Source organism: Erythrobacter sp. JB1-7 (assembly GCF_057365015.1).
This window is the reverse complement of the sequence record NZ_CP200291.1, coordinates 807,970-834,061: the sequence shown is the minus strand read 5'-3', so window position 1 is coordinate 834,061 and position 26,092 is coordinate 807,970. Positions and strand designations below refer to the sequence as shown.

General features: G+C 57.0%; 29 protein-coding genes and 2 pseudogenes. 22 read left to right on the top strand and 9 right to left on the bottom strand.

What is annotated here, in order from left to right:
* Window positions 1-283 precede the first annotated feature (283 nt).
* From AC0V6W_RS04195 to AC0V6W_RS04180, 4 genes and pseudogenes are all read left to right on the top strand, one after another.
* Window positions 284-499, top strand: coding sequence for a hypervirulence associated TUDOR domain-containing protein (locus AC0V6W_RS04195; protein ID WP_486147453.1), 216 nt, complete (start codon window positions 284-286; stop codon window positions 497-499).
* 172 nt (window positions 500-671) lie between these two features.
* Window positions 672-773 (top strand): annotated as a pseudogene (locus AC0V6W_RS04190) (hypothetical protein); the annotation flags it as partial.
* A 9-nt stretch (window positions 774-782) separates the two neighbouring features.
* Window positions 783-1,595, top strand: a complete 813-nt coding sequence (locus AC0V6W_RS04185) for a DNA topoisomerase IB (RefSeq protein ID WP_486147451.1) — start codon at window positions 783-785, stop codon at window positions 1,593-1,595.
* A 253-nt stretch (window positions 1,596-1,848) separates the two neighbouring features.
* On the top strand, window positions 1,849-3,258 hold the full coding sequence (locus AC0V6W_RS04180) for a phospholipase D-like domain-containing protein (protein ID WP_486147449.1): 1,410 nt from the start codon (window positions 1,849-1,851) through the stop codon (window positions 3,256-3,258).
* Between the two features lie 81 nt (window positions 3,259-3,339).
* On the opposite strand, the gene AC0V6W_RS04175 is transcribed toward AC0V6W_RS04180, so the two are convergent.
* Window positions 3,340-3,837 carry a YciE/YciF ferroxidase family protein gene (locus tag AC0V6W_RS04175; RefSeq protein ID WP_486147447.1) on the bottom strand — a complete coding sequence of 166 codons (498 nt, stop codon included), beginning with the start codon at window positions 3,835-3,837 and terminating at the stop codon, window positions 3,340-3,342.
* 197 nt (window positions 3,838-4,034) lie between these two features.
* Between AC0V6W_RS04175 and AC0V6W_RS04170 the strand changes: the two genes are divergently transcribed.
* From AC0V6W_RS04170 to AC0V6W_RS04160, 3 genes are all read left to right on the top strand, one after another.
* Window positions 4,035-4,916 (top strand): mechanosensitive ion channel family protein, encoded by an 882-nt coding sequence (locus AC0V6W_RS04170; RefSeq protein WP_486147445.1) that lies wholly within the window; start codon window positions 4,035-4,037, stop codon window positions 4,914-4,916.
* A gap of 164 nt (window positions 4,917-5,080) precedes the next feature.
* On the top strand, window positions 5,081-5,521 hold the full coding sequence (locus AC0V6W_RS04165; protein ID WP_486147443.1) for a PA2169 family four-helix-bundle protein: 441 nt from the start codon (window positions 5,081-5,083) through the stop codon (window positions 5,519-5,521).
* 48 nt (window positions 5,522-5,569) lie between these two features.
* A complete protein-coding gene (locus AC0V6W_RS04160) occupies window positions 5,570-5,755 on the top strand; it encodes a PLDc N-terminal domain-containing protein (protein WP_486147441.1) in 186 nt (61 codons plus the stop codon).
* 77 nt (window positions 5,756-5,832) lie between these two features.
* On the opposite strand, the gene AC0V6W_RS04155 is transcribed toward AC0V6W_RS04160, so the two are convergent.
* Window positions 5,833-6,615, bottom strand: a complete 783-nt coding sequence (locus AC0V6W_RS04155; RefSeq protein WP_486147439.1) for a sigma-70 family RNA polymerase sigma factor — start codon at window positions 6,613-6,615, stop codon at window positions 5,833-5,835.
* Between the two features lie 165 nt (window positions 6,616-6,780).
* Window positions 6,781-7,158 (bottom strand): YidH family protein, encoded by a 378-nt coding sequence (locus AC0V6W_RS04150; RefSeq protein WP_486147437.1) that lies wholly within the window; start codon window positions 7,156-7,158, stop codon window positions 6,781-6,783.
* A gap of 105 nt (window positions 7,159-7,263) precedes the next feature.
* On the opposite strand from AC0V6W_RS04150, the gene AC0V6W_RS04145 reads away from it, so the two are divergent.
* The 14 genes from AC0V6W_RS04145 to AC0V6W_RS04080 all read left to right on the top strand — a co-directional run bounded on the left by AC0V6W_RS04145 (window position 7,264) and on the right by AC0V6W_RS04080 (window position 19,303).
* Window positions 7,264-7,749: a (2Fe-2S)-binding protein gene (locus AC0V6W_RS04145; protein WP_486151463.1), complete on the top strand. Its 486-nt coding sequence runs from the start codon at window positions 7,264-7,266 to the stop codon at window positions 7,747-7,749.
* Window positions 7,746-10,007, top strand: coding sequence for a xanthine dehydrogenase family protein molybdopterin-binding subunit (locus tag AC0V6W_RS04140; RefSeq protein WP_486147435.1), 2,262 nt, complete (start codon window positions 7,746-7,748; stop codon window positions 10,005-10,007). Before AC0V6W_RS04145 ends, AC0V6W_RS04140 begins: the two co-directional genes overlap by 4 nt.
* A gap of 17 nt (window positions 10,008-10,024) precedes the next feature.
* Complete coding sequence (locus AC0V6W_RS04135) at window positions 10,025-10,471, top strand: c-type cytochrome (RefSeq protein WP_486147433.1); 447 nt, start codon at window positions 10,025-10,027, stop codon at window positions 10,469-10,471.
* Window positions 10,472-10,488: 17 nt separating this feature from the next.
* Window positions 10,489-11,439 (top strand): XdhC family protein, encoded by a 951-nt coding sequence (locus AC0V6W_RS04130; protein WP_486147431.1) that lies wholly within the window; start codon window positions 10,489-10,491, stop codon window positions 11,437-11,439.
* Window positions 11,432-12,022 carry a nucleotidyltransferase family protein gene (locus AC0V6W_RS04125; protein ID WP_486147429.1) on the top strand — a complete coding sequence of 197 codons (591 nt, stop codon included), beginning with the start codon at window positions 11,432-11,434 and terminating at the stop codon, window positions 12,020-12,022. Before AC0V6W_RS04130 ends, AC0V6W_RS04125 begins: the two co-directional genes overlap by 8 nt.
* A 39-nt stretch (window positions 12,023-12,061) precedes the next feature.
* Window positions 12,062-13,315 (top strand): class I SAM-dependent methyltransferase, encoded by a 1,254-nt coding sequence (locus AC0V6W_RS04120; RefSeq protein ID WP_486147427.1) that lies wholly within the window; start codon window positions 12,062-12,064, stop codon window positions 13,313-13,315.
* A complete protein-coding gene (locus tag AC0V6W_RS04115; RefSeq protein ID WP_486147425.1) occupies window positions 13,312-13,671 on the top strand; it encodes a hypothetical protein in 360 nt (119 codons plus the stop codon). Before AC0V6W_RS04120 ends, AC0V6W_RS04115 begins: the two co-directional genes overlap by 4 nt.
* A 74-nt stretch (window positions 13,672-13,745) precedes the next feature.
* The gene (locus tag AC0V6W_RS04110; RefSeq protein WP_486147423.1) at window positions 13,746-14,906 is read left to right on the top strand and encodes a nitrilase-related carbon-nitrogen hydrolase; all 1,161 of its coding nucleotides are present in this window, start codon (window positions 13,746-13,748) and stop codon (window positions 14,904-14,906) included.
* Between the two features lie 41 nt (window positions 14,907-14,947).
* Window positions 14,948-15,607, top strand: a complete 660-nt coding sequence (locus AC0V6W_RS04105; RefSeq protein ID WP_486147421.1) for a chromophore lyase CpcT/CpeT — start codon at window positions 14,948-14,950, stop codon at window positions 15,605-15,607.
* Window positions 15,608-15,626: 19 nt separating this feature from the next.
* A complete protein-coding gene (locus AC0V6W_RS04100; protein ID WP_486147419.1) occupies window positions 15,627-15,941 on the top strand; it encodes a DUF1330 domain-containing protein in 315 nt (104 codons plus the stop codon).
* Window positions 15,938-16,414 (top strand): VOC family protein, encoded by a 477-nt coding sequence (locus AC0V6W_RS04095; protein ID WP_486147417.1) that lies wholly within the window; start codon window positions 15,938-15,940, stop codon window positions 16,412-16,414. Before AC0V6W_RS04100 ends, AC0V6W_RS04095 begins: the two co-directional genes overlap by 4 nt.
* Window positions 16,414-17,502 carry an NADP-dependent oxidoreductase gene (locus AC0V6W_RS04090; RefSeq protein WP_486147415.1) on the top strand — a complete coding sequence of 363 codons (1,089 nt, stop codon included), beginning with the start codon at window positions 16,414-16,416 and terminating at the stop codon, window positions 17,500-17,502. The genes AC0V6W_RS04095 and AC0V6W_RS04090 overlap by 1 nt, the downstream gene beginning before the upstream one ends.
* Entirely contained in the window at window positions 17,499-17,954 is a 456-nt protein-coding gene (locus AC0V6W_RS04085; protein ID WP_486147413.1) for a VOC family protein, read from the top strand. Before AC0V6W_RS04090 ends, AC0V6W_RS04085 begins: the two co-directional genes overlap by 4 nt.
* On the top strand, window positions 17,951-19,303 hold the full coding sequence (locus AC0V6W_RS04080) for an MFS transporter (protein ID WP_486147411.1): 1,353 nt from the start codon (window positions 17,951-17,953) through the stop codon (window positions 19,301-19,303). The genes AC0V6W_RS04085 and AC0V6W_RS04080 overlap by 4 nt, the downstream gene beginning before the upstream one ends.
* A 38-nt stretch (window positions 19,304-19,341) precedes the next feature.
* Here the strand turns inward: AC0V6W_RS04080 and AC0V6W_RS04075 are convergent.
* From AC0V6W_RS04075 to AC0V6W_RS04050, 6 genes and pseudogenes are all read right to left on the bottom strand, one after another.
* Window positions 19,342-20,474, bottom strand: a pseudogene (locus AC0V6W_RS04075) (CaiB/BaiF CoA transferase family protein).
* Window positions 20,475-20,548: 74 nt separating this feature from the next.
* On the bottom strand, window positions 20,549-21,469 hold the full coding sequence (locus AC0V6W_RS04070) for a hydroxymethylglutaryl-CoA lyase (RefSeq protein ID WP_486147409.1): 921 nt from the start codon (window positions 21,467-21,469) through the stop codon (window positions 20,549-20,551).
* Window positions 21,470-22,075, bottom strand: a complete 606-nt coding sequence (gene leuD / locus AC0V6W_RS04065; protein WP_486147407.1) for a 3-isopropylmalate dehydratase small subunit — start codon at window positions 22,073-22,075, stop codon at window positions 21,470-21,472.
* A complete protein-coding gene (locus AC0V6W_RS04060) occupies window positions 22,072-23,436 on the bottom strand; it encodes a 3-isopropylmalate dehydratase large subunit (protein ID WP_486147405.1) in 1,365 nt (454 codons plus the stop codon). The genes leuD and AC0V6W_RS04060 overlap by 4 nt, the downstream gene beginning before the upstream one ends.
* A gap of 24 nt (window positions 23,437-23,460) precedes the next feature.
* Window positions 23,461-23,970, bottom strand: coding sequence for a DUF3598 domain-containing protein (locus AC0V6W_RS04055; protein ID WP_486147403.1), 510 nt, complete (start codon window positions 23,968-23,970; stop codon window positions 23,461-23,463).
* Window positions 23,971-23,972: 2 nt separating this feature from the next.
* Complete coding sequence (locus tag AC0V6W_RS04050; RefSeq protein ID WP_486147401.1) at window positions 23,973-25,316, bottom strand: alpha/beta fold hydrolase; 1,344 nt, start codon at window positions 25,314-25,316, stop codon at window positions 23,973-23,975.
* 91 nt (window positions 25,317-25,407) lie between these two features.
* Between AC0V6W_RS04050 and AC0V6W_RS04045 the strand changes: the two genes are divergently transcribed.
* Window positions 25,408-26,091, top strand: a complete 684-nt coding sequence (locus tag AC0V6W_RS04045) for an isochorismatase family protein (protein ID WP_486147399.1) — start codon at window positions 25,408-25,410, stop codon at window positions 26,089-26,091.
* Window position 26,092: the final 1 nt, after the last annotated feature.

Sequence of the window (26,092 nt, the reverse complement as noted above, 5' to 3'; positions counted from 1 at the left end):
GCTGAAAAACGGTTCTTGCTCCAAACACACTTCCATGCGGCAGGTGTGTTTGGAGCATAACACCCGATTGTATCTACGCGCCTGCCTCCCTGCCTGAGTGAGCTTGCTTGCGCAGGCTGTTCGATGAGCCTTACCGCGATCGCATTTCAGGAGATCGGCCTGTTCCTTGCGCCAGCGACTGTGCTCTGTTCAATTTTGGAACCAAAGCTGCCAAATCCGCTTTTCTTTTGCAGGAACAATACATTCAGCACCAGCGATCCCGGCTGCAGCAAAGGAGCACGATATGACAGGCTATAGCGAAGGTACGAAAGTAGAGTGGGACTGGGGCAATGGGTCAGCAAGCGGTAAAGTCGCAGCGCGGTACACCCAGAAACGAACGCTGAAAATTGATGGCAATTCGGTTACGCGCGACGCGAGCGATGACTGCCCTTCTTACAAGATTGAACAAGACGACGGGCAGGAAGTGTTCAAAAGCCATTCCGAAGTACGCAAAGCGTAATTGCGACTGCCGATTTTTATGTCCAGGCGCCTGGTTCCATGACGATTGCTGCCAACTTTCAACGGTTGCAAGCAACCCCTGAACCCAACACGCCGCCCGACCACCTCAGATTTGTCAAAGATGACGAAGAGGGAATTGGCCGCCACCTTTCTGATAAGGAAGTTGCCTATATCTGCCCCAAGGGCCACGCGATCACTCGCAAGGAAGAGATCGCGCGGCTCAACGCATTGGGCATTCCCCAGCATGGCGCGATGTATGGATTTGCGCTGATCCTGATGGGCATTTGCAGGCAACTGGCATCGATGAAGCAGGGCGCAAGCAATACCGGTATCACCCGGCATGGCGCGCATTTCGAGAATGGACGAAGTTTCGCAATCTGGTGAGCTTTGGCGCGCACTTGCCGCGCATCAGGCGCAAAGTGCGCCGAACATTTCGAAACCATGGCAAGGCGGATCGCGATCTGGTGATTGCGGCGCTGGTCAGACTGTTGGATGATGCACCGTTGCGGATCGGTAATCCGAACAGGGACAGCGACGCGGTTGGCGCATCTACCCTTAAGCGTCGCCATATTGCGATATCCGACCAGACAATCCGGCTCGACTACACCGCGAAAGGCGGCAAAAGAGTGCGCAGGCAAATAAAGGATGTGCGATTGCTCAAAGTGCTTGATCGGATAGACGATTTGCCTGGCCACACAGTTTTTCGCTATATCGGTGAGGACAAGGAGATTTATCCGGTCCGGTCTGAACAGGTGAATGAATGGCTTAAAGACGCAGCTGGCGAACCCGATGTCACCGCCAAAGTGTTTCGCACATGGTCCGGATCGCTGGCCGCATTCAACAAAGCGGTCAGCGAAGAAACCATCACAATCAAGGCGATGAGCGCTGCAGCATCGCGCAGACTTCGCAACACGCCTGCGATTGCGCGAAAGAGCTATATCCACCCGGCCATTATCGACCTAAACAACACAGACTGGTCAGATCGGAAAAAGCTGTTGGATGACATAAACGAAAGTGCACGCGATCTCACTCGGGTGGAAACCGCGATGCTGCGCTATCTTGCGGTTGCCGACGCCAATGCCGTTGATCAAGTATAACGGGCGTTACATAGACAAGAATGACCAAAGCTGCGGCATCCCAAAAAGCTGCGCCAATCTTTGCGATATGTGGCGCGCGAGCATCGTCGTTATGAAAGATTTGAGCTATCTCTTAGTTTAGCCCCGGTATGATGGATGAGGCATTGCTGACCGATTTTCAATCTATAAGGGCCCAGATGCTCCGATCAAAAATGACTTTTGTGATGATGACGCTCATTCCGGTTGCCAGCCTGCTTACGCATAAGCTCAAAACATGACTGTGTTCACGCCTGGGGCAAATTGCTGGAAAATTGCGCATGCAGACACGTTTGATCTGCTGGTTGATGGCGAGAACTATTTTCGTTCAGTCCGCTCTGCCATGCAAAATGCAAAAGAGCGTATCATTCTGATCGGCTGGGATTTCGATGCGCGGGTCAAGATGTTCGATACTCAAGGGGAAGTGGAAGGTCCGCTGGAGGTGGGCGAATATCTCGATTGGCTTGTACGTCAAAATTCCGATCTAGAGATCTACATTCTGCAGTGGGATGTCGGTGCGCTTAAACTCGCCAAACGCGGTAAGACGTTGCTTAAAGTCGCCGCATGGCTGCCACATCCACGGGTGCATTTTGCGCTAGATGGAGCGCATGCCGTAGGCGCGGCGCAGCATGAGAAGCTTGTCGTGGTTGATAATCATACAGCCTTTTGTGGCGGTATCGACATTACCGAGGATCGCTGGGACACGCGCGAACACCGGGACTACGAGGAGAAGCGAAAGCAACCCGGAGATCATGATGCAGGGCCTTGGCATGATGTGTCAGCACGACTGACGGGAGAAGTGGCGCAAAAATTGGCGGAATTGGCTGAAAAGCGATGGCATGACGCAACGGGCGAGCCGGCTATAACGCTGACTGCGAAGGCCGTCGCGCAAAGCGCGGCCAAGAGCGCACCATCGACATTGCGCAATGTACCTGTTGCGATCGCACGGACACGGGGCGAGACTGACGATCATGCTCCTGTGCGCGAGATTGAGGCGTTGTATTGCGACGTCATAGCGTCTGTAAAGACGTCACTTTATATCGAAAATCAGTATTTCACGTCCAAACGCATTGCTAGGGCTTTGGCTGGGCGACTGCGCGAGGATGACCCGCCTGAAATCATCATGGTGCTGCCAGCTACATCGGATGGCTGGCTCGAAAGTCAAATGATGGACCCATCGCGCGCGCGCTTAATCGAAGCGCTTCGCCAAATCGATCATGCCGACAGGTTTCGCGCCTTTCATCCCGTCACTGAAAACGGCACCGACATTTACGTGCATGCTAAAGTGATGATTGGGGATGATCGGTTCCTGCGGATCGGCTCTTCCAATCTTAGCAATCGGTCAATGGGTACCGACAGCGAATGCGACGTGTGTGTGGACGCTGCGGCGGCTGAGGACCGCGTCCGAGTAGAAGCGATGATCAGAGCCTATCGCAATGATCTGCTGGCTGAACACCTGGGGAAAGGCGTTGATGAATTTGGGCAATTGCCAGCCTCGTCAAAGTCATTGATTCAAACGATTGAATCCGCATCGCAATCAGGCCGCAGATTGCGCCGTTTCGAAACTCCGAAACTGAATGCTTTGCAGGAATGGCTTTCTACGAGCGACATTCTTGACCCTGAAACTTCGCAATCAGATGCGACATAAGAAAAGCCGGACCACGCATTGAACGTGATCCGGCCCTTCGATGATAACAAGCTTTCAATTAAAGCGTTGCAATCAGATCATTTAAGCAGCTGCAGCCTTGTTGACGTCACCCGTCGCAATTCGTGTCATTTCGCGGTCGCCGCCATAAGTGTTGTCGAGGCAAACTTGCAATTTCGACGCATCGCTGTGCAAGCCGAGGCGCTTTGCGAAAGCGACGAGGCAGCCATAGCCCGCAAGACCATAGTGGATCATGCGCTGATACTGCGTGATGATCATCGCATCGCGAACATCATCGTCGCTGAAATCAGGATCCAAAACGTGTGCGCGCGCTTCTTTGACAAGACCTTCCATGCCTTTGCAAAATTCGCCGTCCGGCTTCGCGTCGTGCGATTTGATCATGGTATCGAGTGTGTCGATGCCCTCACGAATGCCTGCCACACCGTTTTCAAGCGCGGATTTGAGATCGGGATTGGTTGCAGCTTCTTGAAGTTTTCGGGTTGCTTCGAGCGATTGCTTGTCCGCACTATAAAGGTCTTGAAGCTGATCGATGTAAACGTCCTTGAGCGTTGAAAGTGTCATAATATCCTCGTGGATTTGTGTTTGAACATAAGAGTTTGACCAAAGCGGAGTTCATTGCGCCGCTTCTTGCCGATCTTACAAAGGAGACCTGCCGATCGTTCCAAAAAGGTCACGTCTTTGAGCTAAATTTTCTGCGATCCCGGCTTCTGGCCCATGCGCATTTGGAACGATGTGCGCTGCGAGCGGGTAAGTGAGGCATGAAAAAACAAACCAACCTCGCCATTGAACCCATCAGCATTCTGACCGATCAACTTACCGAAATGGGGCGCGGCGTTGTCGCTATGCTTCCCAATATCGTGATCGCGATTGTCTTGTTGGTTATCACTTGGGCCATCGCCAAATTTGCGACCAAGATCGCAGACAGAATTACGCGCGGGGTGGAAATGCGCCCCTCTCTGCGTGAGCTGGTTGAACTGATCGTGCGCATCTTCATTTGGGCGATTGGTCTGATGATTTCCGCCACAGTCCTTTTGCCAAATCTTACACTCAGCAGCATCGTCGCCGGTCTGGGCGTTGGTACAGTCGCTGTTGGTTTTGCATTCAAAGATGTGTTTGAAAACTTTATGGCTGGCATCTTGTTGATGCTGCGCGAAAAGATGCGGATTGGCGATTACATCGAATGCGAGGGCGTAGAGGGGAAAGTCGAACAGATATCCCTGCGCGAAACGCATGTGCGCAAGTTGTCGAACGAACTTGCCGTGGTGCCCAATTCGGTCTTGTTCAAAAATCCGGTCGAAATTCTGACCGATACAAAGCAGCGCCGCTATGAACTGATCGTGGGCGTTTCTTACGACACCGACCTGGGCGAAGCAGCGCGCGTCATTCGCAAGGCTGTCGAAACGTCAGGCGCGAACAATGCGGACAAATCGGTTGATGTGTTTGCGACCGAATTCAATTCAAGCTCCGTCGATTTCCGTGTGCGCTGGTGGAGCGGATCAACCAACCGCGACAAGCATGAAAGCCGCGACGTTATGATCCATGCAATCAAAACCGCGCTTGATAAAGAAGGCATCGAAATTCCGTTCCCGTATCTAACGCACACTTTTAAAGAACCAGTGCAAATGATGCCAAGCGACTGATAAAAACAGGCTGCAATGCGTTTGGAAACGAACGGCTATGAAAGCGGTGAAGGCACAAACGGCCTTCACCGCTTTTGCTTTTCAATACAGAATCTTATTTCGACGACTTTGGAACGGTTTGATCCCCCATCTGTAAGCGAGATGTAGATAGAAAGGGACAAACAATGACACAATCAAGCATCACCACTTTGCAATCTGTTCTCAATTTTGTCGCGGCTTCGCGCGAAGGCTACATCAAGGCCGCCAGCACGGTTGATCGCGCTAGTTTCAAGAACGCATTCGAAGCGCGGGCAAATGAGCGCGCTGCGATGGCAGACCAGCTTCAAACTGCCATTCGCGCAGCTGGCGGGGCTCCGGAAGAAGAAGGAATGCTGATGGGGTCGGTCCACCGGAACCTGATGTCGATCGCTTCGCTGATCCTGAGCGATGAAAAAGCCGCGATCGACACGATTGACGATGGCGAAGAGCGGCTGCGTGAGAAAGTCGCACAGGCGCTCGACAACGGCCAATTGTCATCAACCGAGCGACTTCTCCTCACCAGCATTGAGCAAGAATTGGCAGCGGATGCCCGCTTTATCGAGCGGATGGAAGCGATGGCCGACTAAACCAGCATTTACGCTCTAAAGCCCCAATCAAACTCTAAGGAATTTATCATGGAATATGGAATTATCGGATTTCTCGTACTGGCACTTAACATCTGGGCGCTGTTCAGCGTTTGGACGTCAGGATCTTCGGTCGCTGCCAAACTGATCTGGTCGATTGTGATCTTTGCTTTGCCGGTTATCGGTGTGCTCGCATGGCTCGTCTTTGGCCCGCGCAATGCATTGTCGGCAGCCTAATTCTGCAATCATGCACAAAAAAGCCGCGCTCCTGATCGGGCGCGGCTTTTTCGTGCCTGGGTTATTAAGCCGCCGGATTACGCGGATTGGTCGAGATTGATGACATCTTCGATATTGCCGCCTTGTTCTATTGTTTCGATTGCATCGACGAACGTGTCTGCGATGTTGGTTGCATCTTCTGTGTCTTCCATCGCCATCTTCACTTTTCCATCATCGATGATGCCGCCCAAAGTGGCGCGCGCGCGTGATGCTCTGCTTTTCACAGTTCCAGCGGCGCAGCCCAGGATTTCGCCAGCTTCTTCGTAACTGTGATCGCCAGGCCCCACCAGCATCATCGCTTCAAGCTGATCGGTGGGCAATTCCGACATTGCGCGTTGCAGATCAGCAAGCGCGAATGTTGCGGTTTGTTCAGCCGGAGCGGACAGGATGTTTTCGGCCGCATGCTCATCAAAATCAGCGACGAATTTCTTCTGCCGGCGGATTTGATTGAGCCAGGTGTTGCGCAAAATGGTGAAAGCCCAGCTTAAAAAACTGCTACCCGGTTTGAATTGATGGCGCGCGCGCCACGCTTTCAACATAGTTTCCTGCATCAAGTCTTCGGCCATGTCTTCGCGTTTGCACAATCGGAAGGCGAACCGCCTCAATGGGGTCTGCGCCTCGACCATCTGGCGTTTGAACGAGCGGGTTGAAACAGGCTTTTTGCGTTTTAGTTTGGCGGATGCCTGTGCTTTTGGCCACGGGCTCCGCGGCGCTGATTGTTCCGCGTTTTTGGCAATTGCGCGGTCATCCATGGTTATCGCCACAAGCGGCGCTTTGCCAGCCGTTTGAACAGCAGAAGACGGTTTGGTTTGCGGCGGCATTGAGGGCCTTTCAAAAGGGCAGGGATGGGCGGCTGTGTGCCCAATCAATGTCGGATCCAATGGCGTGTTCCCAAATATTTTCAAAACTCATGGCTAATCCGGCTGCCACGTGACAGGCATTTTTAGATGCTGCGCCGCGCGATTTACGCAGCAGCAATGGCCCCCCTACATCAGAAACCAGATTGCGATCAGCAGGCTTGCCGATGCCAGTGTCATCAGACCCGCAATCAGCCGCATATTGATCGTCTTTATCGGCTGTATTTCATGCGATTGCATTCGCTGTGTCACTTCGCATGATTTTTTCTGCGCGATATAAAAAATGATGATGCCCACCGCGATAAACAAAGACGCGATGGAGCGCGCGACCCATTCAGGTTCAATCTTTGTGAACACCGCGTTGAAGGCAAGGCCGATGCCCACTGTTGCAAGCCCGGTGCGCATCCAGCCCGCAAATGTTCGTTCATTGGCAAGGATGGTTCGATCTTCGGCAAGGTCGGTGCGGTTTTCGCTTTCGGAATTTCCGGGCTGGGTGCTGCTGGACATGTAAAGGAAACGCGCGAAGCTTTGATTTGGTTCACGGCCAATACGCAAAGCCTTTCCATTGCGCGCTATCCAAGATAGATTGCATCATGCAACTGAGAGGTGATGATGGCTGAGTTTGTGTTGAACGGGGAACGCGTAGAGGCTGAGGCTGATCCGGCAATGCCGATCCTGTGGGTCGTGCGCGAACAGCTTGGCCTGAATGGCACCAAGTTTGGATGCGGGATTGCCCAATGCGGCGCGTGCACCGTGCATCTTGATGGCAAGCCTGTGCGCAGCTGCTCAACTCCCATCGCGCAGGCCGAAGGGCGCGAAGTGACAACGATTGAAGGCATTGCCGGGCCAGATGGCGAATTAAGCCGCCTGCAGCAAGCCTGGGTAAGCGAGCAGGTGCCGCAATGCGGATATTGCCAATCCGGCCAGATCATGAGCGCGTCTGCTTTGCTGCGCGACAATCCCAGCCCCACCGATGAGGATATCGACGCGGCGATGTCCGGCAATATCTGCCGCTGCGGTACATACACTCGCATCCGCCGCGCGATTAAGGTTGCCGCTGGTCTCCAGCCTGCCCGCACAGACGGAGCAGAGGCATGAGCGCGGGCGCAGCTGAAAACGAAACCAAGCCGCAGCGCAGCCGCGCGGCCAAATGGACCCGGCGCGGGTTTATTGGTGCAGGCGTGCTGGCAGGCGGCGGATTGCTGATCGGTGTCGGCATTCGGCCCGGCAATCCGGTGGGCAAGTTAAAGCCATTGGTGGCCGCAGGCGCGGGCGAGGAACTGGTCAACAGCTGGGTGAAAATCGGCGCGGACAATGTCATCACCGCGATCGTTCCGCACTGCGAGATGGGCCAAGGCGTGCATTCGGTGCTGGGCCAGATGCTTGCCGATGAACTGGACGCGGATTGGAGCATGGTCAATGTCATGCAGGCGCCCGCTGATGGCAATTATGTCGTCAATGATACCGCGCGCCTGTTTGTTGCGCCGTCCACCATGAACGCTGCCGATTGGCTTGAGCCGACATTGGACGGCCTGTTCACGCAGATTGGTAAACTGGCTGATGCGATGATTACCGGCGGTTCGTCGTCTATCCGCACAACCGGCCAGTATCAGATGCGCATTGCGGGTGCTGCGGCGCGCAAAATGCTGGTGGGTGCAGCAGCCGATGCGTGGGGTGTGCCCGCCGAAGAAATTGCAACGCGCGATAGCATGCTGATCCACACAGCATCGGGAAATAAAGCGCCATATGCGCAGTTTGCCGCCGCCGCTGCTGAGCAGCCAATGGATCATTCGCCCAGGCTTAAGGACAAATCGCAATACCGTTTGATGGGCAAAAGCATGGCCCGCACCGATATCCCTGCCAAAGTGAACGGCACGGCCGAATTCGGGATCGATGCCGTGCCTGACGGGCTGGACCTATCCTACGCCGCGATCCGCAGGCCGCCTGCGCCTGGCACCGATGTGGTCAGCATGGATGCCGAACGGGCAAAAAAGATGCCCGGCGTTCTGCAAATCCTCAATATGGGCAATTTCGTCACAGTCATTGCGGATAGCTATTGGCAGGCCGAACAGGCGATTGGCACGATTGATATCGAATGGAGCGCATCTGAAAGCGCGATCAAATCGAGCGAAGATCAATTTGCCGCTTTTGCGGCCGCGCTTGACAAAGCGGGCGATGAAGGCGGCGATCAGGTCGCTGGCAAAGGCGATTTTGCCTCCGCTTATGGTGATGCGGCCACCGCGATTGAGGCGGAATACCGGGTGCCGTATCTTGCCCATGCCCCGATGGAGCCGATCAATTGCACCGCATGGTTTCGCGATGGCGCATGCGACGTCTGGACCAGCACGCAGGTGCCGCTGATGGCGCGCAGCGAGGTTGCTTCTGCCGTGGGCCTTGGCAAGGATGACATCACCATTCATCACCCCATGCTGGGCGGGGCATTTGGCCGCCGATTGACAAGCGAATATGTCGCCATGGCCGTTCGCGTTGCCAAGGCGGCTGGCTATCCCATCAAAATGCTCTGGTCGCGCGAGGAAGACACGCGCACCTCGATGTATCGCCCCGCCGATATCTCCCGGTTTAAGGCAGGCCTTGATGAGGCGGGCAAACTGGTGAGTTACGACAATATCTTCACTCAGCGCCATGACCCGGCAGAGGCGAGCGTACCGGGCATATACAGCATTCCCAACACATCGGTGCGCGTGGCAGAGGCGGAATTGTATCTGCCCTTTGCTGCATGGCGATCGGTTGACCATTCGCAGCACGGCTTTTTTATCGAGAGCTTTATTGACGAAGCGGCCCATGCAGCCGGCGCTGATCCGGCGCAATATCGCCTCGCCATGCTGGGCGATGCGCCCCGGCATAAAGCGGTGCTGGAAAAAGCGATGGCGATGAGCGGTTGGGGTCAGCCAGCGGCAGACGGCACTGCCAAAGGCATCGCGATTGTGGAATCCTTTGGCACTATTGCGGCCCAAGTGATTGAAGTTGATATGTCGGCGGGCAAGCCCAAGCTCAACAATGTGTGGGCGGCGTGCGATGCGGGCTATGTCATGAACCCCGATGGTTTCCGCAACCAGATCGAAGGCGGGATCGTCTTTGCACTGACCGCAGCGATGTATGGCGAACTGGATCTGGCAGGCGGCGCGGTGAAGCAGAGCAATTTTCACGATTACAAAATGCTGCGCATCAATGAATGCCCCGATATCGAGGTTGCGATCATCAATAGCGGCGATGTGCCCATTGGCGGGGCGGGGGAGCCGGGGGTTCCGCCTGCTGCGCCTGCATTGACCAATGCGATCTTTGCCGCGGCAGGCACGCGCATTCGCGAGCTTCCCATTGCCAAGCAATTTGCATGAACGGGCAGGGGGATAAAATGACGAAGCAAGGCATCGCCTGCCTGGCCCTGGGCGCGCTTTTTCTGGGCGGGTGCGGATCATCCGAGCAGCCGCCGGTTGAACAGATCGTGGTGCGCGAACCCGGCTCACCTGCCGTCGCCGTCCAGCCGCCTGCCGATATTGTTTCAGCAGGCAAAGCTGCATTTGCTGCTTGTTCGGCCTGTCACACAGCGGGCAAAGGCGAAGCGTCGGCAAGCGGCCCCAACCTTTACGGCGTGCTGGGCAGACGCGCGGCATCGCTCGATGATTTTGCGTATTCGGACGCGCTTACCCAATCAAACATCACTTGGGACGAGGCGCAATTGGATGCGTTTCTGGCCGATCCTGCGGGCAGAGTGCCGGGCACAAGCATGGCAGCAGGCGCGGTTTCTGATGCTGAGCGGCGCGCGGCGATCATCGCTTACCTCGCCAGCCTTGCCGATTAGGCTCTGCCGCCGCCATCGTGGATACGCCCGCCGTCTTCCAGTTTCTTGCGGAACAAGCGCGCAGCGGCAAACGCACCGCTTTGGTGACCGTATGCGCGGTTGAAGGTTCCTCAATGCGCAATCCCGGCACGCATATGGGCGTAAGCGAGGATGGCAGTTTTGCAGGATCATTGTCAGGCGGCTGCATAGAAAACGCAGTTGTGGCCGAAGCGCGCTCTGTGATCACACGGGGCGAGCCGCGCATGGTGCGGTTCGGGGCGGGTTCGCCTTACCTTGATATCAAATTGCCCTGCGGCGGCGGGCTTGATCTGCATTTTCAGCCTTTAAGCGATGAAAGTTTGGTCCGCTCTGCATGCAAAGCGGCGATGCGGCGCGAACCGTTCTCGATTGAGATCACGGCACGCGGCGCCCAATTCGCCACAGGGTTCTCCGCCCCCGCTTTCGATCACACGAAGCGTACGGTAACGGGCACATTTTGCCATTGGCCCGCATTGCGCTTGCTGATTGTCGGGCATGGGGCAGGGGTAGAGGCATTGGCTGCACTCTCCCGGTCAATGCAATGCGATGTCGAGGTGCTGACGCCTGATGACCGGATTGAGCGCGCTTTGACCCGCCAATCCATTACCGCGCGGCCCCTGACCCGCACCACCGATACCCATTTGCTCACAAGTGATCCGTGGACGGCGATCACTTTTCTGTTTCACGATCATGATTGGGAGATTGATCTGATAAAGGCCGCGCTTGCGCTGCCCCATTTCTATATCGGCGCGATGGGCGGGCGCAAAGCGCATGAATTTCGCAAGAGTGCGCTCATCCAAGCGGGCGTTGACCAAAGCCAGATTGACACCATCCACGCACCTCTTGGTCTGTTCCATTCCTCGCGCGATCCGCAAACATTGGCGCTGTCTGCCTTAAGCGAGATCATGCTGGCCTATCAGCGCGCCGATTTTGGCCGCGATCATGGCTGAGCCTGCCAAATTGGCCATTGCGATATTGGCCGCGGGCCAATCGCGGCGATTTGGCGAAAAGGACAAGCTTACCGCGCCCATTAACGGCACAATGCTGGGCGCGCACGCGGCGCAGAAGCTGGCAGCCATTGAGGCGGCGCATAAATGGATCATCGCACCGGGCAAGGAGCATCCATGCGAGCAGATATGGCGCGCGGCGGGATTTGAGATTGCCGTCAATCCAGATGCAGCGCGCGGCATGGGCACATCGGCCGCGCTCGCCGCTTCGCTTGCCATGGAGCGCGGCGCAGGGGCGCTCCTGATCGCGCTTGCCGATATGCCGTATGTCCCCGCCGCGCATTTCGAACGCTTGGCCGAAACCGCGCGAACCCTTGGCGAAAACGGCGTCGTCGCCTCCAGCGATGGCGTCACCAATATGCCGCCTGCCTGTTTTGGACGGGGGCATTTTGGCGCCTTGGCTCAGTTGCAAGGCGATAGGGGGGCAGGGGCGCTTCTGAAGGATGCGCATGCGGCGCAGTGCCCGCCGGAATGGCTTGCCGATATTGACGAACCTCAAGATATCGGCCCATCTGGCGCGGTTTAACAGGTCAGTGCGCCTTTGCGATTGACATCATACCCTCGCATGGGCAAATTTGTCCGGACAACTTTTGAAAGCAACAATCATGGCATCCGATCTCCCCCTCCTTACACCGCTTTGACCCGGCATCCGATGATGCCAAAAACGAGCCATGATGAGGCGGCTCGGTTTAATTTCCTGACGCATTTCAACCGCTTCCTGTCTGGCTCTGTCGGCACTGGGAACAAGCTGGCTTATGAAAAGCAGGTCTTGCCCAAATTTCGCGCCGAACATGGGCGCGATCCTGAGCATCGCTATGAAATTCGCGATGGGATGAACCTGAATGATTGGCACCGGATCTGGTCCGCGCTGAAACGCAATTCGATGGAGATGCGCCAGCATTTCGGACGGCAAGCGGTGCTGCGCCAGCTTGATGAGCTGGACGCCAAGGCAGCAGAATATAACGAGAAATCCGGCCTGCTCGAACTCGATCCCGCTGTTCAGCAGCCGCATTACCAAACTGCGGTTGATATCCATTGCCAGCCCGGCGGATACCATTCCGAAGAGCGCGCAGGCGATGTCACCATGGGCGCGAATTACGATATTGGCCTGTTTGCAACGGTCGGCGGCGCGCTGGGCGGATTGAACGATGGCGGCGGTCAGGCGGTGGTGGAATGGGCAAAGAAAGAACGGCCCAATTGGCAGCCCAAGCGTATTCTGGATATCGGCTGCACGGTTGGCCACAACGCTGTGCCCATCGCCCAGGCTTTTCCCGATGCAGAATTGATCGCGATTGATACAGCGGCAGCCACATTGCGATATGCCGCTGCGCGCGCCGCATCCATGGGCGTGACGAACATCAAGTTTATTCAGGCATCGGGCGAGGATTTGTCGCGCTTTGATGATGGATCGTTTGACTGGGTGCAAACCACGATGTTCCTGCACGAATTGTCATCGCAGGCCATGCCCAAACTGCTCGGCGAGGCGCACCGTGTGCTGGTGCCAGGCGGGCTGATCCTGCATATCGAACAGCCGCAATATTCAGATGAAATGCCTTTGTTTGAACAGTTTATGCGCGATTGGGATGCGTTCAACAACAACGAACCGTTCTGGTCCGCCATGCACGGCCAGGATTTGAAAGAGGTGATGGCAGGCGCTGGTTTCCCGCGTGATGCGCAATTTGTCGCAGGCGTGCGCGCGGTGGTCGATCCGGAGATTTTCCCGCCATCGCCCGATGACGGCGAAGAGGATTTTGGCCGCGCGGCCATCTGGAACGCTTATGGCGCATGGAAACCCGAAACTCAGGCGGTGGCAGCATGAGCGATCCGATAGATTGGGTCGCCCTTTCCGGCCGCAGAGCCAAAGGCAAACGCCCCGAATATTTTGACGATCCCGCGCTGGACCGGCTGTATTCCACTGTCTTTGCGCTGGCCGCAGAAGTGTCTGCTTTGCGTGACCGGCAAGATACGGTGGAACGGCTGCTCGATACAAAAGGCACGATCAGCCGCGAGGATATCGAAAACTATGCCCCTGACAGGCAGGCGGGCGAGGAACGCGGGCTATCCACGCGGGCTTACGTGTCGCGCATCATGCGCGGGTTCCAGCAACAGGTCGAAGCGATGGAAGCGCAAGACCCGCCGATCATGGAAATCGTGGAGAAGCTGGCGCGCGAATAAATTCGGATGCGATTAAGGGGAGGGAACATGCGCGATTTGAAAAGCGATAAGCACACTTTTACCGGGCCGCATTCGTGAGCCGCGGAATTGATCGGCGCGCTTTGCTGGGTGCGGGCGCGGGTGCAGCAGCAGCGGCGACATTTGACTGGACCGCATTTGCGGCGCCCGCAGCAGCCGCGACGGGAAATCCGGGCGATCCGGTGCAGATGCGCTCTGACGGGACTTATGCGACGGTCCCGTTAAAGAAAGACACGATTTCCATCGCGGTCGCCCAAACCCGCGTGGTCCCGGTTGAGCTTGGCAATATCCGCCAGACCCGCCGCGCCAATGTGCAGCATATGTGCGATGTGATCGACACCGCAAACGGATTTTCAGGGGCAAAAGACCTCATCTGCTTTCATGAATTTCCGATCACCGGATATCGCCATGTCTGGGATTTGAACGACGCGCGCAAAATCGCAATTGAACTGCCGGGCGAAGAAAGCGAAATGCTGGCCGCCAAAGCGCGCGAATATGGCAGCTGGCTGGTGTTTGGCTCCTATGTCCGCGATCCCGAATGGCCCGAACGCCTGTTGTCGATCACGACGGTGATGAACGACAAGGGCGAGATTGTCGCCAAGGACTGGAAAGCGCGCAATCTGAAAGGGTTTTTCCCCGGCGGGCGCGAGCTGTTCACCACCACCATTTACGATGTGCTCGATGAATATGTTGAGCGTTATGGCTGGGATGCGGTGCTGCCTGTTGTGCGCACGCCATTGGGCAATCTGATCACCAGTTCATCGCAATTGGAGCCTGAATTGTTCCGCGCTTTTGCGATGAAAGGCGCAGAGATCATGCTGCGCACAGCGACGGGCAATTATAGCGAATTGGATATCCGCGCGACCTCCATGTACAACCGCGTTTATTCGACGATCGCGAACAATTCCGCCTCGCCTGAAAACAAGTATTACCTTGCCGATTCCAATCCAGGTTACGCCGGGATCGTTGGGCCGGATGGCGAGTTTATTGAACGCTCCGAAACCGATTTCGAAACGCTGGTCTATGGCCGCATTCCCATTGCCAGTTTCCGCGCGCGCCACCGGCAACCGATTGTGCACAGCGAGCTGGTGATGCCGATCTTCGAACAATATCGCAGCCCTTATGGCCCCAATCTGCTGGCTGATTATCAACCGACAGACACTAAGGATGCAGGCCGGTATCTGCGCGAAAAGACCCGCTGGAAGAACGGGCGGTGATAAAGCGCGCTCTGGCCCTGCCTTGCGCGGGCGTGCTGGCTTTGACGGCCCTTTCAGCCAGTGCGCAGTCCAATAGCAAAGCTGCCGGGGCAAAGGATGTGGTGGGCGAACTTGCCGCGTTTATGATCGGCCATTACGCCACCGCGCCGGATAACCTCGATGAGACGATCATAGATCGCCGCATAAACGTGCGGGTCGATGGCGCAGATGGCGTGTGGTTTTACAGCCAGCTCAATACGGGCGAGACGCAAAAGCTTTACCGACAGCGCTTTCATCAGCTGACCCTTTCCGCCGATGGACAAAGCGTTGTCCAGCGCAGTTTTGCCCCTGCCAACGCGGCCAAATTCGCCGATCCGTGGCAAAGGCCCGAAATTCTGAGCGGGCTTGGCATGGCCGATATGCAGCCGGTTCTGGGTGAGGGGTGCGAGCAGGTTTGGACGAGGAGTGATGCGGGCATTTGGCAAGGCCTCGTTGATCCTAAAACATGCTCGCTGTTTTCAAAACGCCGCCAAACCACAATCCGCATTGGTGCAGATGGGTTTTATCGCGGATCAGTCCACGGCACATCGGAACGCGGCTTTGATGCCGAAATGAACCCTGTCTGGGGCTCTAAACCCGGCGAATACATCACGCTCCACCGCTGCCGCTCGCACCTTTGCGCGTATGAGGCGCGCGTGCTTTTGCAGCGCAACCAACCTTAGTTTCAAAGGACTAATTCCCATGCCAGCTTACATGATCGTAACCGCCAAAATCGCTGACCGCGATGCCTTTATCCAGGGCTATGGAGCGAAAGCTGGCGAATTGGTCGCGAAATTTGGCGGGCGATACGTGCTGCGCGGACCGGGGGCAGAATTGCTCGAAGGGGACTTTGGCAATGGCGCGTCCATGGTCATCTCAGAATGGCCCGACAAAGATGCGGCCAAGGCTTTCTGGAACAGTGCAGAATATGGCGAGGCCAAAAAACTGCGCGAAGGGATCGCGGATTGTCAGGTGCTGCTTATCGAAGCGCCCAGCATTGCGCAGGCACTGGCATGACCGATGTGATCAAACGCACCACTGTGATGGTGCGCGATGCCGAAGCCGCCGCGCAGTGGTACGAAAATGTGCTGGGTATGCGCCGGTGGATGGACACGCCGTTCACTCTGTCCGGCAATCAGCTCGCGGCAGGCAAAAAGGGCGATTTGACCCGGCTGGTCATCATGCAGGCAGAACATGATGAGATCGGCATGATCGGGCTCTTGCAATGGGTGGACCCGGTGCGCGATGATATCCCGGCGCAGCTTCCCACCGAAATCCCGTTTGGAACACCGATATTCGTGGTCGCGTCCAAAGACACGCATGCTGCGGTTGAACGCGCGCGGGCGGCCGGATCGCGCATTCACGCAGAGCCGCTGGAATGGACAGTCACAGGCGCAGATGGCAGGCAAAAAGATATGGTCGGCGCAAGCTTCTGGGACTTGGACGGTAATTTCTTTGAAGTGAACGAGGTCGTTCGGATCCGCGATTGATGAGCGTTAACAGCTCTTTGGCCGCATTCGATGCGCATGACAGTCACGGCATTGACGATGACGCCAATTACCAATGGCGCATCGCGCAAAGGCCCGATGGCAATGTGGTTCCGCAAGATTTTGCCTGGCATTCAAAGGCCGTGCCCGAACCGAGCGAAGGCGAGGTTCTGCTGCGCACCCATTATCTGGGCCTTGCGCCAGTTATGCGGTTCTACATGCAAGGCACTGCGCGCACGGGCGATGCGACTTTGACGCCGGGCGATGTGATCCACGGACGCGGCGTTGCCCAGATCGTTAAATCCCGCCACCCCGATTGGCGCGAAGGGGAAATGGTGCAAGGGCAGATGGGCTGGCAGACATACAAGGTCAGCCGGATGACGCCGCAGGAAAAGTTTTACCGCATGCCCAAAAACGGCCTGCCCGCAGCATTGGGCGCAGGGGTTTTGGGGATGACGGGGCTGTCCGCCCATGCGGGACTGTTCGCTTGCGGTGATCCAAAGGAAGGCGACCGGATGGTGCTTTCGGGCGCGGCTGGCGGGGTCGGATCGATGGTCAGCCAGATCGCTGCAAATGTTGCGGGCTGCGATGTCGTGGGCATGGCGGGAGGGGCGGAAAAATGCGCCTTTATCCGCGAACACGGATGCGCATCGGCGATTGATTACAAGTCTGATGATATCGAAGCGATGCTCGATGAATTGCGCCCCGACGGGATTGATCTGTATTTCGACAATGTTGGCGGGGAAACGCTGGAGGCGTGCCTTGAACGCCTGCGCATGAATGCGCGGATCGTATTATGCGGATCGATCAGCGAATACACCCGCGATGATCCGTTCAAATTGTCCAATTACACCCGCCTGCGCGCGACCGACAGCGTGATGCGCGGCTTTTTCGTCTATAATCATGTCGACCGCTGGGGCGAGGTTATGGACGAATTGTCCGGCTGGATCACTGATGGCCGATTGAAGCCCGTGCAGGATATCGAAGACGGCTTTGAAAGAATGCCGCGCGCGCTCGCCAATTTGTATTTCGGCGCCAATGTCGGCGTTCAATGCTGCTCTGTTCGCGGCGAACCAGAGGAATGGTTATGACCGATAAACCGCCTGTCCGTTTTCAACGCGCCAATTTCACAGTGGCGGACTTGGACCGTGCGCTGACCTTTTACGAAGGGGTGCTGCAATTTGAAGTTGAATACCGCCTGGGCGACAACCCGAACAGCTATTCGCGCCCCGTCTTTGATATTCCTGACGAGGCAAAGCTGGGCTTTGTCACGCTGAACCTGCCCGGTCAGCGCCGCGTTATGGCGCTGACAGAGGTGACAGGCATTTCGCTTGAACCCGTCCCCCATCCGCGTCGCAGCGCGATTGTGCTGGAGACGCAGGATCCCGACGGTGTAATGGCAGGCGCGCGGGGCTTGGGCCTGACCGTTTATGACGAAGAAGTGCTCAAAACTCCTGATGGCAGAGTGGGGCGCGAAATTGGTATTGCCGATTTTGATGACAATCTGGTGGTGATCTACAATTTCCCGGAAACAGACGCATGAGCGCGGGTGGGGGCTCAAGCTCGGCACCGGCTCCGGCTGAAAAACCATACCCAAGCGCAGTGGCGGGCTGGCTGCTCGTGCTTTTGCTGACGATGGCCTATATTTTCAGCTTTATTGACCGGTATATTCTGGGCCTGCTGATTGAGCCGATAAAGGCCGAATTTGGCCTGTCGGACCGCGCGATTGGCTGGCTGCTTTCAGCCTTCACCTGGGTGTATGGTTTTGTCGGCATTTTCATGGGCTGGCTGATTGATCGCGGGCGGCGCACATGGATTGTCGCGATTGGCATGGCCTTGTGGTCAGCGGCCACAGTGGCAACGGGCATGGCCAAGAATTTCGTCCAGCTGTTCACCGCGCGCATGGGTGTGGGCGTGGGTGAGGCAACGCTTAGCCCTGCGACATTCTCGATGATCGGTGACAGTTTCCCGCCCGAAAAACGCGGCAAGCCGATTGCCTTTTATTCCAGCGCTTTGCCCATTGGTGCAGGGCTCGCGTCCCTGCTTTCCGGCGCAATCATTGCGTGGACCGCGGCGAGCGGCAATCAAACCCTGCCGCTGTTTGGCGAAGTGGAGCCATGGCGCTTTACGCTGATCGTCGTGGGCTTGCCGGGATTGTTTTTCGCCGCTTTGTTTCTCTTTATCAAAGAACCCGTGCGCCGCCCCGCACCGGCCAGCGAAGAGGTGATTGGCGGCAATGGCATTGGCGATGCGGCGAGATATATCCTCGACAATTTCGCGCTCTATTTCGGTTTTGTCATGGTGGTGTGCTGCATGACAGCGATTGCCTATTCGCAAGGGTTTCTCGCCCCCGTCTTTGAGCGGACATGGGGCTGGTCCCCGCAGACATATGCCTATGTCAATGGCACCGCTTTGCTGATTATCGGCCCGCTCAACATGATGTTGATGGGCACCATATCAGACCGCTGGACAGCAAAGGGCGTGCCCGATGCGGCTTTGCGGATGATGTATATCGGGTTTTTCATCATGGTGCCGACCGCTGCATTGCCCATGTTTATGCCTGATGCATGGTCAGCCTTTGCGGTGCTGTGCATCAATACGATCGGAATTGGCATTGTGTCTGCCATCGGCGTGACTGCTTTGCTGGTTATCACCCCTGCGCAGGTGCGCGGGCAGATTGTGGCATTGTATTACTTTGCGATCAGCTGGTTTGGATCGCTGGGGCCGATCGTGGTGGGCGAGCTTTCCAGCCAGGTCTTTGGCGAAGGTGAATTGCGCCTGGCAGTGGCGTGTGTACCGATTATCTTTGCGATTATCCCGCTGGCGATGATGCCCATGACACGGCGCAAATATCTGGAACAGGTGCACCGGATCGAAGGGGGCGCGGGTTGAGACGGGCGGGGTGACACGGACGAAGCGGGCAGCCCAAACTAACCCTCTTCGCCTGCCTGTCCCACAGCGCCTGCATCCAGCAGCGCATCAATTTTGCCCGCGTCATAACCCAGCGCCTCCAGCACAGCGCGGGCATCTTCACCCGGCTTGGGCAGCGACTGGGCAGAGCCAATCCGCTTGCCATCCATTTCCAGAGGAATGGTGGGCAGGCGCACCTGCGTGCCGTTATCCAGCGTCACATCCTCAAGCCCGCCTTGCGCCAAATGCGGATCGTCAAACATATCCTCTGGCTTGCCGATGGGGGCGAAAGGCAGGCCTGAACCGTCCAGTTTCGCAATCACTTCAGCGGCTGTCATCGTGCCGATCAGCGCGCGGATTTGCGGGATGATCTGATCGCGCGCCATCACGCGGGCATTGTTTTCGCGCCAGTCCTCGTTCGCCCATAGATCATCGAGAGCGAACAGCTTGCAAAACTTCTCCCACAGAGCATCGGTGACAACGCCGATAAAGACGGGTTCGTCTTTGGTTTCGAACACATCATAAACCGCCCAGGCAGACACGCGCGCGGGCATGGGGGCAGCGGGCGATCCAGTGACGGCATATTGCGCCATGTGCTGGCCCACGAGGTAGATGGTGGTTTCAAACAGGCTGGCGGTGACTTTCTGGCCGCGCCCGGTGCGGTGGCGCTGTTCCAAAGCGGCGAGAATGCCGATCACGCCGAACATGCCGCCTGTCACATCAATAACGCTCGCACCTGCGCGCGTGGGTTTGCCCGGCTGTCCGGTCATATAGGCAAGCCCCCCATCATCTGTGCGACCTCGTCCAATGCGGTGCGGTTTTCATAAGGGCCGGGCAGAAAGCCTTTTTCGCTCGTGTAGATGAGGCGTTCATTGCTCTTTGCGCATTCCTCATAACTCAGGCCCAGCCGGTCAAGCGCGCCGGGGCGAAAGTTTTCAACCAGCACATCAGCTTTGGCGATTAAGTCTTTGGCAACGCTTAAACCTTCTGCCGATTTGAGGTTAAGGCAAATCGATTGCTTGCCTCTGTTGTACATCGGGAAATAGCCTGATCCGGAACCGAGCAAGCGCCGCGTTCGGTCCCCGCCAATGGGTTCCACCCGGACAATTTGCGCGCCAAGTCCTGCAAGGATGTGGCCCACGGTTGGCCCCATGACCATATGGGTGAATTCAACAACCTTGATCCCGGCAAGCGGCTGGGGAGTGGCAGTTTGAGTAGCGCTCTCGCTCATGCGGCGATCCTTTGTGCATAATCTTTCATGGGGCCAGCATCGGGCGTAAATCCGTACATCGGCTCGCCCGGCAGCGCGTCTTCGATGATGGCGCGCACCCTCAATAGGGCATCAAGGTCAATGCCGGTCTTGCAGCCCATCGCATTGAGCATCAGCACCAGATCCTCTGTCACCAGGTTGCCGCTCGCACCCGGCGCAAATGGGCACCCGCCAAGCCCGCCCAGCGAGGCATCAAAGGTGCTGATCCCTTCCTCCAGCCCGGCAACCACATTCGCAAGGCCAAGCCCGCGCGTGTTGTGCAGGTGCAAAGTGGTGAGCATGTCATCGCCCACCGCCTGCTTCACTTTGCGCGTCAATCGGCGCACTTGCGCAGGGTCAGCATAGCCTGTTGTGTCCGACAGGCTGAATTCCATTGCGCCTGCCTCGGCGGCTTTTTCTGCCAGACGCACCACCTGATCGTCTGCGACCGCGCCTTCCATGGTGCAGCCGAATGCGGTGGAAAGCCCGACGGCAAAGTGGATGCCATGATCCTTGGCGATTGACGCGGCAGCGGCGATTTCTGCGAGCATGGCGGGGTGATCCTTGCGCACATTCTTGACCGAATGCGTCTCGCTCATCGAGAAGGGGATGCTCATCCCATCCACTCCCGCTTTCGCAGCGAATTCAGCGCCTTTGGCATTGGGCACCAAGGTTACGACATTCAGCCCCTCGATGGTTTTGGCAAACGCAACCAGCTCCGCTGTGTCCGCCATTTGCGGCAGCAGCTTGGCAGGGACAAAACTGCCCACTTCGATCTCTTTTACTCCGGCAGCGGCTTCGGCTGCGATCCAGCGCTTTTTCGCATCAAGCGGCATCACCCGGTCAATGCTTTGCAGGCCGTCGCGCGGGCCCACTTCGGATATGAGGATATCGGTCATTTATGTCTGCTCCAGATACACCCATGGCCGCGCGGGTCTGTCCGCGCTCAGCCATGTTTCGATAGCGTCCGCCTGAGTAAGAGTGAGGTCAATCGCATCAAGACCTTCGCCCAGCATCTGCTTGGCTTCGGCATCAATGTCGAAAGGATGGACGGCGTTGCTGCAGGTTACTTGCTGCGCGGCAAGGTCGATTGTCACTTCGCAATTGGCAAGGTTTTCAATCACATCACGCGGTAAAGTGACAGGCAGGATAAAGTTGCGCACGCAATTGCCGTAAAAGATCGGGGCGAAGCTTTCCGCGATAATTGCGCGGATGCCGTATTCGGCCAAAGCCCATACGGCGTGTTCGCGGCTGGACCCGCAGCCGAAATTGGCGCCCGCCAGCAGCAATTGCGCGCCCCTGTGGGCAGGCTGGTTGAGGACGAAGTCCGGGTTTTCGCTGCGCGCATCGGCATTGGTGTAGCGCCACGGCGCAAACATGCCATCGGCCAATCCATCGCGCCCGGTGGTGCGCATTTCGCGGCTGGGAATGATCGTGTCGGTGTCGACATTGTCGCGCATCAAGGGTGCAGCAAGAGCGGTGAAGGGCTGTGGGAAGGCGCTCATTTGGCATATTCCCGCGGGTCAGCAATCGCGCCTGCCAGCGCGCTTGCCGCGACGGTTTCGGGCGACGCGATATGCGTGCGGATGCCGGGGCCCTGGCGCCCTTCGAAATTGCGATTGGTGCTTGATATGGTCCGCGAACCTTCGGGGAAACCTTCGCCGCCTGCATAAAAGCACAAGCTGCACCCGCTCATGCGCCATTCAAATCCGGCAGCGGTAAAAATGGTGTCGAGCCCTTCTTCCTCTGCCTGCCGTTTGACCGCCAGCGATCCCGGCACGACCAGAGCTTTCTTGATCGAAGGGGCAATCCGGCGGCCTTCAAGGATGGCGGCGGCGCGGCGCAAATCGGAAATGCGGCTGTTTGTGCACGACCCGATGAATGCCGCATCAAGCGGTGTGCCTGCCAATCCATCGCCCGGCGCAAGCCCCATATATTCATGCGCGCGCGCCGGTCCTTGCGGCACTGGATCGCCGATGGGGATGGTCTGTTCAGGGCTGGTGCCCCAGCTGACCATGGGCGCGATTGCCGCTGCATCAATCACGATCTCAGCATCGAATGCCGCGCCGTCATCGCTGGAAAGGCCTGCCCAATAAGGATCAGCAAAATCACCGGGCGCAAAAGGGCGGCCCGCCAGATATTCGAATGTCTTTTCATCGGGCGCGATAATGCCTGTCATCGCGCTGAACTCGGTTGCCATATTGCAAAGGGTCATGCGCGCTTCCATCGCCAGAGCACGCACGGCATCGCCTGCAAATTCGACCACATGGCCCGCCCCGCCGCCTGCGCCGTGCTGCGCGATCAGGGTTAGGATCATATCCTTTGCCGTCACGCCGATTGCCAACTCGCCTTCGAAACGGACCTGCATGGTCTTGGGTTTTTCCAACCGCAACGTGCCTGTCACCATCGCGTGTTCGGCTTCGGATGATCCAATGCCCCATGCGAGCGCGCCAAACGCGCCTTGCGTGCAAGTGTGGCTGTCAGGCGCAACCAGAGTGAGGCCGGGCAGCACCACGCCTTGTTCGCCGCTGATGATATGGACGATGCCCTGATCGCGGTCATTCACATCGAACAATCGGATGCCGGCCGCTTTGCAGGCAGCGCGGGTTTCGGTTATAAATCCGCTGCCCCCCGGCATCAGCGTATCATCGCCGCGCCCAATACGCGTATCGACAATGTGATCCATCACCGCAAAAACGCGCGCCGGATCGAGCACTTTGCGGCCCATTTCGGCCATGCGTTTCAGCGCCGCTGCGCCCGTGCGTTCGTGCAGAAACACCCGGTCAATCGCAATCAGGGATGAGCCACCTTCGGCGTGATTGACCGTGTGCTCATCCCAGATTTTATCCAGCAGTGTCTTTGCCATAAGTCCCTTGGTTCGCCTATTCGTTCAGGCGCTGGCTTTCATTTCAGCATCAATCGCGCGCCAGTCTTTGGTCACGAATGTCTCCTGAATGGCCGTGCGTGTTTCAAGCATTCCATCGCGGATCCAGTGCCATGTCCGGCAGCGGTTCTGACCGTCATCGGATATCTGGATTTGCTCATAGAGGTAAAGCGAGGGATCGCCTGTGCGCTGCCAATAAAGCATCATTGTGCGGTTATATTCATCCAGCGCCACTTCCGATGCCCATCCCTGGATCAGGTCATTGTCCCACCAGATGCGCCCATCGCGGTAAGTGGCGGGAAAATCGCGCGTTTCTGTTTTGCCATCCGGCCAGGTGTAGAAATTGGTTTGGTGATAGGGAATGTCATCCTTGCCCGTCATGCGGCACATCAGCCGGCTGGCGTGCTGATCAATCATTTCATCCTTGGCGTTGAAATAGGTGTAGGTGCCATCCCAAACGCCTTCATGGCGAGCGAGCAGCGGCATATTGGCGGCAAATTCGGCATAGGTTGTCATCGTCAGCTTTCCTTCTTGGTCTGCAAATATTCGTGCCAGCGGCGCGCTTCGGCTCCCGCTCTTATGCGGGCGGTGGCGCGCTGTTGTAAGGTGTTGAGGGCCAGAGCGCTGGGTTCGAGCGGGGTCGCATGGGCGGCATTGGCTTCATACCACGGGGCAAAAAATGCCTCTGCCCGCGCTATGGCCCAGCTGCGCTGTAAGTGCTGGCCAAACCGGTCCGGGCTAAGATCGGGGTAAAGCTGATGGGGATCGCCTGCGGGGATTTCGGGCCAAACAATCTCGCTTGCATTCAAAGCATCTGCCGCAGCCAGGATGACCGCACCTATATCGGCGACGGGATCGGACTGGCCGTGGCCGGGCACATCAATCGCGAGCGCGCCCGCTTCAGGCTCGGCCATTTCGCTGGCAGGCCCGTGCAGCACCAGAGTGCCGCCGCGTGTGCCTTTCCAATGGATCAACCCTGTATCCAGCGCCAGCCAGCCTTCATCTGCATTGCCGTTCAGCCCATCTGCCGAAGCAGAGGCGGGATGCGATTGGAGAAAGGCGAGGCTCTCAGACCAGTGATCGGCAGGCGTTGCCACCTTCTTCGCGCTCCACCCGGCAGGCATATCGCCAAGCCTGTCAATGTGTTCCTGCAAAGGATCGCCATCATAAGCGGTGATCAGGCACGGCGGCACCTGCGCGCTTTTATCGGGAATATCGCGCGGCGCGCGCAGCACTGCGCCGTATCCCGCGCGGTAATCATTGCCCGCATCGAGCATTTCAGAAACCGCCTGATTAACCCGCGTAATATCGGCATGCGCGACAGACAATCGCGCTTCCTCGCGCGTGTCGAACCATGGGAAAACCCAGCTTTGCTCCAGCATCCGGTTCCACAGCCAGGTGAGGTGTTCGCCATAATCCGAAGGGTGAAATTCGGGCAGATATTTCTCCCCAAAGATGCGCATTTCCTCATCGGTCCAGATCGCATAGCCGCCAATCGCAAGGCTATCGAAGCGGCTCGGATGCCGTTTTAACGCGGTCACCAGAATGATCCCGCCCGAATGAAAGCCATAAGCCGGGCAGCAATCCACTCCCAGCGCATCTAGAAATTCGATCAATCCATCGGCAAAATCATTAATATCAGGATTGCCCGGCAGCGCTTCACTTTGTCCGAACCCCGGAGAATCTGGCGCAATGCACGTGAAATGCGCGGACCATTGCTGCATCAGCGCTTCGTATTCAGCGCTGGAACGCGGGCTTTGATGCACCATCAAAAGCATCGGGCCTGCACCGCATCGGCGATAATGGACGCGCCTGCCAGTGCTGGGTATCGATACGATGTGACGGGTGATTTGTGCGCTCAAGGAAGCCTCAAAGTTGTCCGGACAAATTTTACTCGACACGGCCTTAAGGGCGTTTATGGTCCGCGTCAAAGCAGAATCGAAGGGCATATATATGGCTGATCTCGTCGGCACCAAAATGATCGAAGAGGGCAAGACCGCGCGCGAATTGTTTGAAAGCGTCATGGCGAACCCCGCGCGCAAGAAATTCGGCTTTGGCGAGAAACTCGCGATTGTGAATGTCGATGTGCAGCAGGCCTACACCCGCACCGATCTGTTCAAGACCGCGTATGAAACCGATCCGCGCCAGATTGAATATATTAATACAATCAGCCGCCTCGCGCGCGAGAAAGGCATGCCGGTGATCTGGAGCCGGGTCGCCTATAAAAGCGATGCGGGCGATGCAGGGGTGTGGGGCACGCGCACAGACACGCCCGACAGTTTGCAGAACATCAAATATAACAGCGAGCGCCATCAATACGACCCGCGCTGCGAGGTTGATGAAAACGACCTCCAATACACCAAGCGTATGCCATCCAGCTTTTTCGAAAGCCCGCTCGCAAGCTATCTGACATTCCACAAAGTCGATACGGTGGTGGTCACAGGCGGTTCGACCAGCGGATGCGTGCGCGCAACGGCGGTGGATGCACTCAGCTATGGATACCGCACGATTGTTCCGATTGAGACCTGCGCGGACAAGCATGAAAGCTATCACTTTGCCAACCTTACCGATCTGCAATTGAAATATGCCGATGTTGAACCCGTGCAAACGGTGATAGACTGGCTGGAGGCGCGCTGAG